This is a genomic window from Inhella crocodyli (assembly GCF_004004565.1).
GTDB classification, from domain to species: Bacteria; Pseudomonadota; Gammaproteobacteria; order Burkholderiales; family Burkholderiaceae_C; genus Inhella; species Inhella crocodyli.
This window is the reverse complement of record NZ_SACM01000001.1, coordinates 1,186,551-1,198,630: the sequence shown is the minus strand read 5'-3', so window position 1 is coordinate 1,198,630 and position 12,080 is coordinate 1,186,551. Positions and strand designations below refer to the sequence as shown.

Annotated in this window: 9 protein-coding genes and 2 tRNA genes; 6 read left to right on the top strand and 5 right to left on the bottom strand. The window is 65.9% G+C overall.

All coding sequences use genetic code 11. The features are described from left to right. Positions 1-9: 9 nt before the first annotated feature. Positions 10-1,476: a S41 family peptidase gene (locus EOD73_RS05545; protein WP_127681622.1), complete on the bottom strand. Its 1,467-nt coding sequence runs from the start codon at positions 1,474-1,476 to the stop codon at positions 10-12. A 94-nt stretch (positions 1,477-1,570) separates the two neighbouring features. Continuing rightward, positions 1,571-2,662: an ABC transporter ATP-binding protein gene (locus EOD73_RS05540; RefSeq protein ID WP_127681620.1), complete on the bottom strand. Its 1,092-nt coding sequence runs from the start codon at positions 2,660-2,662 to the stop codon at positions 1,571-1,573. Between the two features lie 64 nt (positions 2,663-2,726). On the opposite strand from EOD73_RS05540, the gene EOD73_RS05535 reads away from it, so the two are divergent. Next, positions 2,727-4,331 carry an ABC transporter permease gene (locus tag EOD73_RS05535; RefSeq protein WP_127681618.1) on the top strand — a complete coding sequence of 535 codons (1,605 nt, stop codon included), beginning with the start codon at positions 2,727-2,729 and terminating at the stop codon, positions 4,329-4,331. Between the two features lie 2 nt (positions 4,332-4,333). On the opposite strand, the gene EOD73_RS05530 is transcribed toward EOD73_RS05535, so the two are convergent. Both EOD73_RS05530 and EOD73_RS05525 read right to left on the bottom strand, forming a co-directional pair. After that, a tRNA-Arg gene (locus tag EOD73_RS05530) sits at positions 4,334-4,408 on the bottom strand. A 57-nt stretch (positions 4,409-4,465) separates the two neighbouring features. Further along, a tRNA-Thr gene (locus EOD73_RS05525) sits at positions 4,466-4,541 on the bottom strand. 248 nt (positions 4,542-4,789) lie between these two features. Between EOD73_RS05525 and EOD73_RS17925 the strand changes: the two genes are divergently transcribed. Genes EOD73_RS17925 through EOD73_RS05500 form a run of 5 tightly spaced genes read left to right on the top strand, consistent with a single transcriptional unit; the run spans position 4,790 to position 10,358 of the window. Continuing rightward, entirely contained in the window at positions 4,790-7,594 is a 2,805-nt protein-coding gene (locus EOD73_RS17925) for an ATP-binding protein (protein ID WP_127681616.1), read from the top strand. Positions 7,595-7,621: 27 nt separating this feature from the next. Further along, the gene (locus EOD73_RS05515) at positions 7,622-8,350 is read left to right on the top strand and encodes a methyl-accepting chemotaxis protein (RefSeq protein WP_127681614.1); all 729 of its coding nucleotides are present in this window, start codon (positions 7,622-7,624) and stop codon (positions 8,348-8,350) included. Further along, complete coding sequence (locus EOD73_RS05510) at positions 8,347-8,973, top strand: hypothetical protein (protein ID WP_127681612.1); 627 nt, start codon at positions 8,347-8,349, stop codon at positions 8,971-8,973. Before EOD73_RS05515 ends, EOD73_RS05510 begins: the two co-directional genes overlap by 4 nt. A gap of 17 nt (positions 8,974-8,990) precedes the next feature. Then, a complete protein-coding gene (locus tag EOD73_RS05505) occupies positions 8,991-9,962 on the top strand; it encodes a chemotaxis protein CheX (protein ID WP_127681610.1) in 972 nt (323 codons plus the stop codon). Positions 9,963-9,992: 30 nt separating this feature from the next. Further along, positions 9,993-10,358, top strand: a complete 366-nt coding sequence (locus EOD73_RS05500; RefSeq protein WP_127681608.1) for a response regulator — start codon at positions 9,993-9,995, stop codon at positions 10,356-10,358. 112 nt (positions 10,359-10,470) lie between these two features. Here the strand turns inward: EOD73_RS05500 and EOD73_RS05495 are convergent, their stop codons facing one another. Beyond that, positions 10,471-12,048: a methyl-accepting chemotaxis protein gene (locus EOD73_RS05495; RefSeq protein ID WP_127681606.1), complete on the bottom strand. Its 1,578-nt coding sequence runs from the start codon at positions 12,046-12,048 to the stop codon at positions 10,471-10,473. Positions 12,049-12,080: the final 32 nt, after the last annotated feature.

Genomic DNA, 12,080 nt, shown 5'->3' with positions numbered 1-12,080 from the left:
AGGCCCGCATCAGGGCTGCTTGGCGTTCGCCTGGGCCTTGCGTTCGGCCGCGGCCTTGGCGATGACGACGGTCTTGCCCTGCAACTGGTTCAGGGCTTGCTGCAGCGGCCAGTCTTCGGGCGAGCCGAAATCGGGCAGGGGCTTGAAGGGCTCGTTGCGCTTGGCGCGCAGTTCTTCGAGGCGCTTGCGCTCGGCCTCGCGAGCCTTGGTGGCCTCTTCCTCGGCGGCCTTGTCGCCGTTGTTCAGGTGGCGCTCCAGGTCGGCCTCCCGCGTGTAGAAGGCGGCGAACACGTTGCCCTCGGCGGTTTCGTCCAGCGGCACGTCGGGCAGGATGCCTTGGGCCTGGATGCTGCGGTCGTTGGGTGTGTAGTAGCGGGCGGTGGTGAGCTTGATGGCGGCGCCGGGGCACTCGTCCAGGCGCACGTTGCCGGCCAGGCAGCGCACGGTTTGCACCGAGCCCTTGCCGAAGGTTTGGCCGCCCATGATGGTGGCGCGCTTGTGGTCCTGCAGGGCACCGGCCACGATCTCGCTGGCCGAGGCCGAGCCTTCGTTGACCAAGACGACCAGCGGCACGGTCTTCAGCGCGGCGGGCAGGCGCTTGATGACGTCGGCCTGGCCCGGGCGCAGGTAGTGCTGGGGCACGGCGCGGTAGCTGAACTGCGCGGCCTCGACCTGGCCCTTGGTGGAGGTGACTTCGACCCCCGCCGGCAAGAAAGCCGACGAGATGGCGATGGCGCCCTCGAGATTGCCGCCGGGGTCGTTGCGCAGGTCCAGCACCAGGCCCTTGAGCTTGGGGTCTTGCTTGTACAGCTCTTCGACCTTGCGGGCGAAGTCGTCCACGGTGCGGTCTTGGAACTGCGACACGCGGATCCAACCGTAGCCGGGCTCGACGAGCTTGGCGCGCACCGACTGCGTGCGGATTTCTTCGCGCACGATGGTCACCGGGAAGTTGCGGTTCTCGCTCTTGCGCCAAATGTTGAGCACGACCTTGGTGTTCGGCTGGCCGCGCATGCGCTTGACCGCCTGGTCCATGGTCAGGCCGCGGACGTTGGTGTCGTCGATGCGGGTGATGAGGTCGTTCGAGCGCAGCCCGGCGCGGTGGGCGGGCGAGCCTTCGATGGGCGACACGATGCGGACCAAGCCGTCTTCCATGCCGATTTCGATGCCCACGCCGACGAACTTGCCGGAGGTGCCTTCGCGGAATTCGCCGAAGGACTTCTTGTCGAAATACTGAGAGTGCGGGTCCAGGCCACTGACCATGCCGGCGATGGCGTCGCTGATCAGCTTCTTGTCATCGACCGGGTCGACGTAATTGGCCCGCACCAGGCCGTACACCTGGGCCAGCTGTTGCAACTCCTCCAGGGGCAGGCCCACGCTGGGCGTGGACCGGGCCGTGGCACTGAACTGCAGGGAGGTGAGGGCGCCCGCGATGGCGCCCACCGTGACCCAACCGACAACCTTCAACTTTGCGCCCATGGTGCGCCTCAACTTCCGAAAGACCGACTCGATTTCAGTATAGGCAGCCGCTTTCTCCCCGTGGCGGGTAGGAAAACGACGAGATTGCCCCGTATTACACGGCCGCTGGCGGCAGGGGGGCGAAAGTCACCACGTGGTCCACCTGGGCGCGCACGCCGATCCACTCGCCCACGTGGTGGTCGTGGTGGGAGGGCACGGCGGCCACGACCTGCGTGCCGTCGGCCAAGCGCAGGGTGTAGAGGAACTCGGCGCCGCGGAAGACCTTGCGCTCGATGCGGGCCTGGACGGGCGCGTGGTCGTCGTGCACCACGTCGTCGGCCCGCAGCAGCACCTCGCAGCGACCGCCGGGGTAGGCGTCGGGCAGGGGGCACTCGGTGGCGTCGCGCAGCACGCCCAGGGGCGTGCGCAGTTGCGGGCCGTCGGGGCCCATCTCCAACTGCGCGGGGGTGAACACCCCGTGGCCGATGAAGTCGGCCACAAAGCGCGTGGCCGGGCGGTGGTAGACGGTGTAGGCCTCGTCCCACTGCACGAGGCGGCCTTGGTGCATGACGCCCACCCGGTCGCCCAGGGCGAAGGCCTCGGCCTGGTCGTGGGTCACGAAAAGGGCCGTGGTGCCATCGGCCTTCAGGATGGCGCGCAATTCCTGCGACAGCTCCTCGCGCAGGTCCACGTCGAGGCTGGAGAAGGGCTCGTCGAGCAGCAGCAGGTCCGGCGCCGGGGCCAGGGCCCGGGCCAGGGCCACGCGCTGCTGCTGGCCGCCGCTGAGTTGGTGGGGCATGCGCTTGCCCAGGGCCTCCAAGCCGACGAGGCGCAGCATCTGCTCCACGCGCTCGGCCTGTTCCTTGTCGGCCAGCTTTGCCAGACCAAAGGCCACGTTGGCGCGCACGCTGAGGTGCGGAAACAGCGCGAAATCCTGGAACACCATGCCGATGCGGCGGGTTTCCGGCGCGCGGTGAAGGCCGGCCTCGGCGTCGGCCATGCGCTCGCCGCCCACGCGCAGCCGGCCGCTGCTGAGGGGCTCCAGGCCGGCGATGGCGCGAAGCAGCGAGGTCTTGCCGCAGCCCGACGGGCCGATCAGCACCCCGATGTCGCCCCGCGCCAGGCCGAACGACACGCCGCGAACGGCCTCCACGGCCTGGCCGCGTTGGCGGTAGTGCAGGCCCACGTCCTCGAGAGCAAGAAGCATCCGCCTATGATAGCCGGCAGTGCAAATGCACATCGTTCGCATTTAAGAGGGTGGCTGGGCACCGATGGGCCTGCTGTTGTTGCTGGGATTGGTGCTCTTGCTGGTCTTGCCGGTGCTCACGGTGCTGGGGGCCTGGTTCGCGCTGGACGCCGCCGGCTGGGCCCAATGGCAGCACCTGGCCGCCACGGTGCTGCCGGGCTACGCGGTCGAGTCGGCCCTGCTTTCTCTGGGCGTGGCCCTGGGCACCCTGATGGTGGGCGGGGGTGCCGCGGCCCTGGTGAGCCTCTTCGAGTTCCGCGGCCGCCGCTGGTTGGACTTCGCGCTGCTGCTGCCCATGGCCATGCCGGCCTACGTGGCGGCCTATGCCTACACCGACGCCCTGCAGTACAGCGGCGCCCTCCAGTCGGGGCTGCGCGAGGCCTTGGGACTGCAGGGGCGGCTTTGGGGCGAGGTGCGCAGCCTGCCTGGGGCGGTGTTGTTGTTCGTGCTCTGCCTCTACCCCTACGTCTACCTGCTGACCCGCACGGCCCTGGCCGAGCGCGCGGCGGCCCTGCTGGAGGCGGCGCAGTTGCTGGGGGCCAGCCTGCCGCGTCGCATCCTCGGCGTGGCCTTGCCGCTGGCCCGACCCGCGTTGGCGGCCGGCGTGCTGTTGGTGTTGATGGAAACCTTGGCCGACTACGGCGTGGGCAGCTACTTCGGCCTGTCCACCTTGACCACAGGGGTCTACAAGGCGTGGCTGGTCAACGGCGATCGCCAAGCGGCGGCGCAGTTGGCGTCCTTGCTGCTCGTCGTGGTGTTGGTGTGCATGGCCCTGGAGCGCCACGCGCAGGCCCGCATGCGCTTTGCCGGGGCTCGCAACGCGGGCGGTGCACCCGCGCCGCGGGTGCCGCTGCGGGGTTGGCGGGCGGGGGTGGCCCTGGCCCTGTGCAGCCTGCCGGTGCTGCTGGGCTTTTTCGCGCCGCTGACGTGGCTGGGTTGGCTGGCCTGGCAGGAGTGGCGGGTGTCGGAACTGGCACTGGGCCCGCGCTTCTGGCAATGGACCTGGGCCAGCCTGAAGCTGGCGGGCTGGGCGTCGGCCATCACCGTGGTGCTGGCCTTCGCCCTGGTGGCGGTGCAGCGCTTCGAACAGCAGGGCCTGCGCCGCTGGATGGCGCGCGCCGCCACGCGGCTGCTGGGCCTTGGCTACGCCGTGCCCGGTGCGGTGATCGCCGTGGGCTTGTTGCTGCCCATGGGCTGGTTGCAGCAACTGTGGTCGGGCGCCACCTTGGCCTTCACCGGCACGGTGCTGGGGCTCTTGGTGGCCTACACCGTTCGCTTCGGCGGGGTGGCCTTGCAGAGCGTGGAAGCGGGTTACGCCCGCATCCCGCCCACCTTGGACGACAGCGCCCGCCTGCTGGGGGCTTCGCGCCTGCGCTTGCTGGGCCGCTTGCACCTGCCGCTGCTGCGGCGCGCTGGCCTGGCCGCGGCCTTGCTGGTGTTCGTGGACGTGATGAAGGAGTTGCCGGCCACGCTGTTGCTGCGTCCGTTCAACCACGACACCTTGGCCGTGATGGCCTACCAGTTGGCGCGCGACGAGCGCTTGGGCGAAGCGGCCTTGCCGGCCGTCGCCATCGCGGTGGTGGGCCTGCTGCCCGTGGCGCTGCTGTGGCGCGCGATGCGCCTGCGCTGAGGTGGCCCCGCCAGCAGGAATCGAACCTGCATCTGACCCTTAGGAGGGGCCCGTTCTATCCATTGAACTATGGCGAGTGGGGCACAGAAACACGAAAGCCCGGCTGGACCGGGCTTTGTGCGTTCTTCTTCTGATGGTGCCGGTGAGAGGAGTTGAACCCCCGACCTTCGCATTACGAATGCGCTGCTCTACCAACTGAGCTACACCGGCGCCGGCGAAGCCCGCCATTCTAGCCAGATTTTTGGCGCTCCCGGCAAATCCGCAAAACGATGCACTGGTGCTTGCCGCGCCGGCGCCACAGCGCCGCCAAGCAAGCTCCCGCATCAATGCGAATAAATCGGCCAATTCGCGATTTATGACGCGCCATCGGGCAAACACTCGGATGCGTTGGACTTTAGGTGCGGCAACCTACACCACGCTCTCGCCGCGTCGGCGGGGGGCGCATGGAGACACACAACATGATGCGTTGGCTCGCTCTGCTGGTAGCAGCTTGGTTTTTGGTGTGGGGTTCTGGCGCGCAAGCGCAGTCGCGCTGCGACGCTTGCGGCAAACGGATCGACTCGTTGGACCAGCCGGTCAAACTCGCCGGCACTTGGTTGTTCACGCGCGATGACGCGCCGACCAACGCCCAGCCCGGGATCGACACCTCGGCCTGGAAGGTCATCAAAGCCCCGGGGCCCTGGAAGAAGGCCTACGACGACAAGCAGGTCTACCAAGTTGGGTGGTACCGCGGCAGCTTCGAGTTCAACCAGGCCTTGGTGGGCCAAGAGGTGGCGCTGCTACTCAACACCTACATGGCCCACATGCAGGTGTTCGTCAATGGCAAGGAGGTCTACCGCCGGCCGAACCATGCCAACGTGGACCGCTACTACTCGATCCAGGCCGCGCCGGTGCGTTTTGTCATTCCCGACGGCAAGGTGGACATCGCGATCCGAGTGAACACGCCGCTGATGACGGGCGTGTACCAACTGCCGTTTGAGTTGCACCGCTACGACCCGCACGACAACACCTTGGTGGGCTGGGCGGTGTGGGGCGGGGAGATGCGCGTGACCGTTGGCTGGATCGCGCTCTTCTTCGGCCTGTTCTTCATGCTCGTGTACGTCAAGGTCAAGTACTCGATGTACTTGGTGGCGTCGCTGAGCACGATGCTGGGGTGGATCTTCCTCAGCTTTCCGGCCGACTATTTCATGGCCTTGTTCCCGACCAAGACGCTCACGTACCTGCACTACGTGGGCCTGTACGGGGTGATGCTGTTCTTCGTGTTTGCCCAGTACTTCTACAAGTTCTTCCCGCGGCTCAATGTGGCCTTTGCCATCGTGTCGGCCATTCCCGTCTTGGGCATTGCCGCCATGGCCGTTCACGAGAACCTGGCGGTGTTCCAGGCGCTTCGGTCGGTGTTCTTCTTGATGCTGTTGGCCATGTCGGTGGCGTGCATCTACTTCTACGCCAGGGGCGTGATGGCGCGCCAGCAAGGCGCGGGGATCATGCTGGTGGGCATGCTCTTGTTCTCGGTGTCGAGCTTCAACGATGCCTTGCTCGGCATGGGCGTGATCCAGTCGGTCAGCCTGGGCGCCACCGGGTTGTCGCTGTACCTGGGCGCCATGCTCTTCGTGGCGAGCCGCCGCTTCTCTGACACCTTCGTCGAGAACAAGCGCTTGGTGCGCGACCTGACCAGCATCAACGAGAACTTGGAGGGCTTGGTCAGCGACCGCACGGCGGCCTTGCGTGAGAAGACCAACGACATCCAGTCGATGCTGCAGAACATGCCGCAAGGCGTGTTGACCATCGTGGCCGGCAGCAAGATCCACCCCGAGTACTCGGCGTACTTGGAGACGATCTTCGACACCAAGAACATCGCCGGTCGCGATGCGATGGACTTCTTGTTCGGCGGCTCCAACCTGGGATCTGACGCGCGCTCGCAAGTCGAGACCGCGATGTCGTCGGTGATCGGCGAAGACAGCATGAACTACGAGTTCAACTCCCACCTCTTGGTGTCGGAGTGCGAGTTGTTCACGGGCAGTGGGGCGAAGAAGTCGCTGGAGTTCAGCTGGTCCCCCATCGCCGACGAGGCGGGCAATGTCGAGAAGCTCATGCTCTGCGTGCGCGACGTGACCGAGTACAAGCGCTTGGCCGCCGAAGCCGCCGGCCAGAAGCGCGAGCTGGACCTGATCGGGGAAATCCTGCGCGTCAGTCAGGAGAAGTTCCAGTCCTTCGTCGAATCCTCGCGGGCCTTCATCGTCGAGAACCGCCAGGTCATCGAAGCGCAAACCGGGCGCAACGCCGACGCGGTGAACCTGCTGTTCCGCAACATGCACACCATCAAGGGCAATGCCCGCACGTACGGTTTGCTGAACATGACCAACGCGGTGCACGAGGCCGAGGTCGCCTACGACGTGCTGCGCAAGGACGAGGACGCCGTGTGGGACGCCGCGTCGCTTCTGGCGCAGTTGAACGCGGTGGAGGCGCTGGTCGAGGAGTACGCCAAGATCAACGACCACACCCTGGGCCGCAAGGGCCCGGGCCGTCGCGGCAACGTCGAGAAGTTCTTGATGGTCGACAAGGACCACCTGGGCAAGGCGCTGCGCCAACTCGACGGCCTGGACCGCAACGACGTGGCCGCCATGATGGCCGCCATCGCGGGCGTCCAGCAGACCCTGCGTCGCATGGGCACCGAGCCACTGCCGGAAGCCCTCTCGGGCGTGGTCGAGTCCCTGCCTTCCTTGGCGCGGGAGTTGGGCAAGGAGCCGCCCAAGGTCGTGATCGACGACCAAGGCCTGTTGGTGAAGAGCCAACTCTCGGGCTTGCTGCGCAACCTGTTCACGCACCTGCTGCGCAACGCGGTCGATCACGGGCTCGAGGCCCCTGCCGAGCGGCAGGCCGCAGGCAAGCCCGCCCAGGGCCGCATCGACGTTCGCGCGGCCGTGGAGAACGACGACTTCGTCATCACCCTCAGCGACGACGGTCGTGGTTTGGCCCTGGCCAAGATCCGCGAGCGCGCCCTGGAGCGGCGCTTCATCGATGAGGGGGCCCAGTTGTCCGACGAGCAAGTCGCCGACCTGATCTTCTTGCCCGGCTTCTCCACCGCCGAGGTGGTGACCGAGGTGTCGGGCCGCGGGGTGGGCATGGACGCGGTGCGCGACTTCTTGGCCCGAGAATCGGGTCGCATTGAGTTGCGCTTCCGCAGCAGCGCGGACGCTGGCCAGGCGTTCCGTGCGGCCGAGTTCGTGATCCGCTTGCCGGGTGCGGCGGCGGTGGCCGGCTGACGCGGCCGGGTCCCCAGGGAGGATTCCATGACAAGTTGGATGGCGGGGCTGGTGGGCTTGCTTCTGGGCGCCGGGGCCATGTGGTTTTGGTGCCGGCAGCGCGCGGGAGGCCCGACGGAAATGGCCACCGAGGCGGGGCCCGACCGGGAGGTGCTGACCGAACTCAAGGCCGAGCGGGATGCGGCGCAGGCGGAGGTGGAGAGCCTTCGCCGTGAACTGTCCCAGCAGCAAGCGCAAGCCGCCCGGGACTGCAACACCGCGCGTCAAGACGTGGAACAGGCGCTGACCCAATTGCTGAACAGCAACGCGCAGGTGCGCCACAACGCCTTGTCCACGCTGCAAGGCCTGGGCGATCAGATGGGCCACATGCACAGCGTGGTGCGCACCTTCGAGCGCTGGGAAAGCGAGATGCACCACCTGCTGGCGCACAACCGCGAGATGCACACGCGCAACGAAGAGTTTGCGGCCATCGTGGAGCAGGTGGTCATCGTGGCCTTGAACGCCTCGATCGAGGCCGCACGGGCGGGCGAGCACGGCCGGGGCTTCGGCGTCGTCGCCAGCGAGATCCGCAGCCTGGCTGGTCGCGCGGAAAAGCTGTCCAAGGAGTACCGGGCCAACCTGTTCAAGAACGACATGATCACGACGGCCACCTTCCAGGACCTGCAGGCGGGCGCCAAGATGATCACGTCGGCGATTTCCGGCGTGGACCTCGTGGCCAACCGCACCCGTGACACCCTTGGAGCCCTGGAAGCATGAGTGCCCCGGGTCGCCCGTCAACCCAGGGTCCGTCGCGCGGCGGCAAGCCGAGTGCGCCGGCCGGCACCCTTTCGGAGCAGGCGAAGACGAGCTTCGAAACGATCGCCTCGGTGGCCCTGGCCAAGAGCTTGGCGCCCGAAGGCGAGTCGGCGCAGGTGGCCATCGTGTCCGAACTGCCCCGCCGGATGAAAGAGAAGAAGGCGGTGGTCCTGTCGATCGCCAGCGACCGCTTCCGCTTGGTGCTGGCCTTGATGTGCCGCCTGGACGAGGACAGCAAGGCGCACTTTGCGCGGCTCAACCGCGTGGACCCGGCCGATTGGTCCGACCAAGCGTTCCAGGACGCAGTCAACGAGTGCGGGAACATCATCGTCGGGGCCATGAACCGCGACGTGGGGCGCTACTTTCCCAACGTGGGGATGTCGACGCCCAACCTGCTGGACCGGGAGGCGCTGAGCTACCTGGATGCGTTGGGGCCGGGGCACAAGCGCCTGTTCCACGTCACCGGACTGGCCATTGATTTTTACGCGGCCTTGTTCGTCGCGGCCACCAGCACGGTCGATTTCCGCGCCGAGGTGGAGCAGTTGGAAGACGCGGTCGATTCGGGCGAACTCGAAATGTTTTGAACCGGGAGTCTGGTGCGATGGAAGCCTCTGCAGCCAAGATCCAAGTGAAGGTGCTGGTGCTCGACGAAGACCCTGCCGCCGCCGAGCAGGTGCGCGCCTTCTGCGAGGCGCACGACCTGGTGCCGGTGAAGGTGCTGCCCGACAACTTGATGCCGGTCTTGCGCTCCAGCATCGACCTCGGGGCGGTCTTCCTGGCCGAGGGCTTCGAAAGCCACAGCCTGAGTGGCATGCGGCTGGCCCAGGAGCTCAACCGGATCCGGCCGGAATTGCCCATCTTGATGCGCACGGCGGCACCGCACACGCTCAGCGACAGCGAGCGGCGCTTCGTTCGCCATGCCTATCACCTGGGGGAACTTGCCACGATGACGGAGGTCGTGCGCGAGTCCTTGTTCTGCCTCGTTTATCCGGAGGCCTTGGTGCGTGGCATCTCGGACCTCACCTTGGGGGCGCTGAAGGGGCAATTCAAGGAGATCAGCGTGGTGGCCGAGGCCCCGATGATCGTCCGCGACCGGCTCATCTACGGCGAGGTGTATTCGCTGATCCCGTTGGAAGCGAGCTGGTGCCGCGGGTACATGATGCTGCAGGTCGAGGAGCGCAGCCTGCGCCGCTTGCAAATGCACCAGTTGGGCGACATGGACCCGGTGCACAAGGATTCGATCCGGGCCATCAACAACGTCTTCTCGGAGACGACCAATTTGATCTGGGGCGCGTTCAAGAACCGCTTCATCGCCTACGACGACACGGCCCTGGCCAAGATGACCCAGGTGCCCATCGTCATCAATCACCCGCAGCGCTACATCTCCTTCGGCTCCGAGGACCCGCAGCTCTGTTTCCGCTATCACATCTGGGACAACCTGCTGCAGCAGGGCGAGCCCATCGAGTTGCATCAGCGCTTCGTGTTCAACCTGAACTGGTCCCCGGAACTCTTCCGCGAAAACCAGGCCAACGTCGAGTCGATGCTGGCCTCGGGCGAGCTAGAGTTGTTCTGAATCCCCGTCACTTTCAACAAGAGCATCACCATGGCCCAAGTCCTCGTTGTCGATGATTCCAGCACCGTGCGCGACGAAGTCGCCGGCTTTTTGAAGAAGAGTGGCCTGGACGTGGCCACGGCCGTGGACGGCCGCGATGGCCTGGCCAAGCTGAAGATGGACCCGAAGATCAAGCTCGTGGTCAGCGACGTCAACATGCCCAACATGGATGGCCTGACCATGGCCGAAAAGATCCGCGGCGAGTTGGGCAACAAGACGGTCAACATCGTCATGCTCACCACCGAAAACAGCCCGGTGATGAAGGAGCGGGGCAAGGCCGCCGGCATCAAGGGTTGGATCGTCAAGCCCTTCAAGGGCGACGCGGTGATCGCCACCTTCAAGAAGCTGTGCGAGTGAGGGTCGCTACCTCGGCTTGAAAAAGGGGCCCACGGGCCCCATTTTTGTTCGCCTCACCTCTGTTCGGTGTCGAGCTTCTCTCAATGCGGCGGGGTGTTTGTGCTGTTGTTGCTCAGTCCACGCGGAACACGGCAACCGCATCGACCAGACCACGGGCTTGTTGCTTCAAGCTTTCCGCCGCGGCTGCACTTTCCTCCACCAGCGCCGCGTTCTGCTGCGTCGCGTGGTCCATCTCCGAGATCGCGTCACTGACGAGTTGAATGCCCGAACGCTGTTGGGCGCTTGAGACGCTGATCTCCTGCACCATGGTGGTCACTCGTTCGATGGCATTGACGATTTCTCGCATGGTCTGCCCAGCTTCGCCCACCAGTGCGGTGCCTTGTTCAACGCGTTCCACGCTCGTGCCGATCAAGGTCTTGATCTCCTTGGCCGCTTCGGCACTGCGCTGCGCCAAATTGCGGACTTCGCCCGCCACCACGGCAAACCCGCGCCCTTGCTCACCCGCACGGGCGGCCTCAACCGCTGCGTTCAAGGCCAAGATGTTGGTCTGGAACGCGATGCCGTCGATCACGCCGATGATGTCGCCAATGCGGCGGCTGCTTTCTTGGATGCCGCCCATGGTGTCGACGACCTGGGTGACGACCGTGCCGCCGCGCGAAGCGACGTCCGAGGCACTCTGGGCCAAGCGCGCGGCTTGGCTGGCACTGTCGGCGTTGGCCGTGACGGTTTGGTTCAACTGGTCTATGGCCGCTGCCGTTTGTTGAAGGGCACTGGCCTGCCGCTCGGTGCGGTTGGACAGATCTTGGTTCCCTGTGGCGATCTCTGCGCTCGCCGTGGCCACGCTCTCTGACCCCTGCCGCACGCGGCTGACTGCGTCGCGAAGCGATGTTTGCATCTGGCTCAGGCTGGCCATCAAACTGTCCTCATCGCCATGGCGGACGCGGATGCTTTGGCTGAGTTCGCCATCGGCCACTGAACGGGCGATTTGGGCAGCGGTGGTGGGTTGCCCGCCGAGCTGTCGAACCAGCACCTGCGTGATGGCCAAGGCAAACAACAGGCCGATCCCCAGGTTCAGCATGAGGAAGCCTAGAAGGGCATTGCGCGCCGTTTCGTACGTGCGCTTGGAGTCCTGGGCGGCCTGACGTCCCCCATCGAAGCTGTGCCGCGTCAATGCATCCAGGGCCGTGAGCGCGTTGTCAAAACCCATGCTCGCCGCGCCATCGCTCACATCGGCGGCGTCTGTCTGTTGCCCCTCCCGCCCCAGGCTGAGGACGGTCTTGCGGAACTTGGCGTACTCCTCCCATCCCGCACGAAGCTTCTTCATCATGTCCCGCTCGGCGGATTCGCTGACGAGGGCCTCGAAGGAACTCAAGGACTTCTCCAGCGTCTCAGTGCTGCTGTTGATCTTGTCTTCGTACTCGCTGTGGTAGCTCTTGTCCGAGGTTCGGCTGTGCTTGATCTCCCAGTCCCGCATGTCAATCAGTGCGCTGCGCGCAGTCGCCAGGCTTCCCACGCCAGCGAGCCACTTGCTACTCAGCGTTTGGGCTTGGGACTCCACGCGCGCCAATGCCGCCAGCGAGCCCAGCCCAGCGACGGCACTCAAAACAAGGATGACCCCAAACGCCAAGGTCAATTGCCACCCGATGGGGAGGCGACCCAACGCCGATTGCAGCTTGGTCCAGGGATTCATGGCGAGCCACTCCAATGAAATAAAGCGAACCC

Bases quoted from the DNA above. Each gene is read 5' to 3' on its own strand.
- EOD73_RS05545 (WP_127681622.1), bottom strand. From the start codon at position 1,476: ATGGGCGCAAAGTTGAAGGTTGTCGGTTGGGTCACGGTGGGCGCCATC.
- EOD73_RS05540 (WP_127681620.1), bottom strand. From the start codon at position 2,662: ATGCTTCTTGCTCTCGAGGACGTGGGCCTGCACTACCGCCAACGCGGC.
- EOD73_RS05535 (WP_127681618.1), top strand. From the start codon at position 2,727: ATGGGCCTGCTGTTGTTGCTGGGATTGGTGCTCTTGCTGGTCTTGCCG.
- EOD73_RS17925 (WP_127681616.1), top strand. From the start codon at position 4,790: ATGATGCGTTGGCTCGCTCTGCTGGTAGCAGCTTGGTTTTTGGTGTGG.
- EOD73_RS05515 (WP_127681614.1), top strand. From the start codon at position 7,622: ATGACAAGTTGGATGGCGGGGCTGGTGGGCTTGCTTCTGGGCGCCGGG.
- EOD73_RS05510 (WP_127681612.1), top strand. From the start codon at position 8,347: ATGAGTGCCCCGGGTCGCCCGTCAACCCAGGGTCCGTCGCGCGGCGGC.
- EOD73_RS05505 (WP_127681610.1), top strand. From the start codon at position 8,991: ATGGAAGCCTCTGCAGCCAAGATCCAAGTGAAGGTGCTGGTGCTCGAC.
- EOD73_RS05500 (WP_127681608.1), top strand. From the start codon at position 9,993: ATGGCCCAAGTCCTCGTTGTCGATGATTCCAGCACCGTGCGCGACGAA.
- EOD73_RS05495 (WP_127681606.1), bottom strand. From the start codon at position 12,048: ATGAATCCCTGGACCAAGCTGCAATCGGCGTTGGGTCGCCTCCCCATC.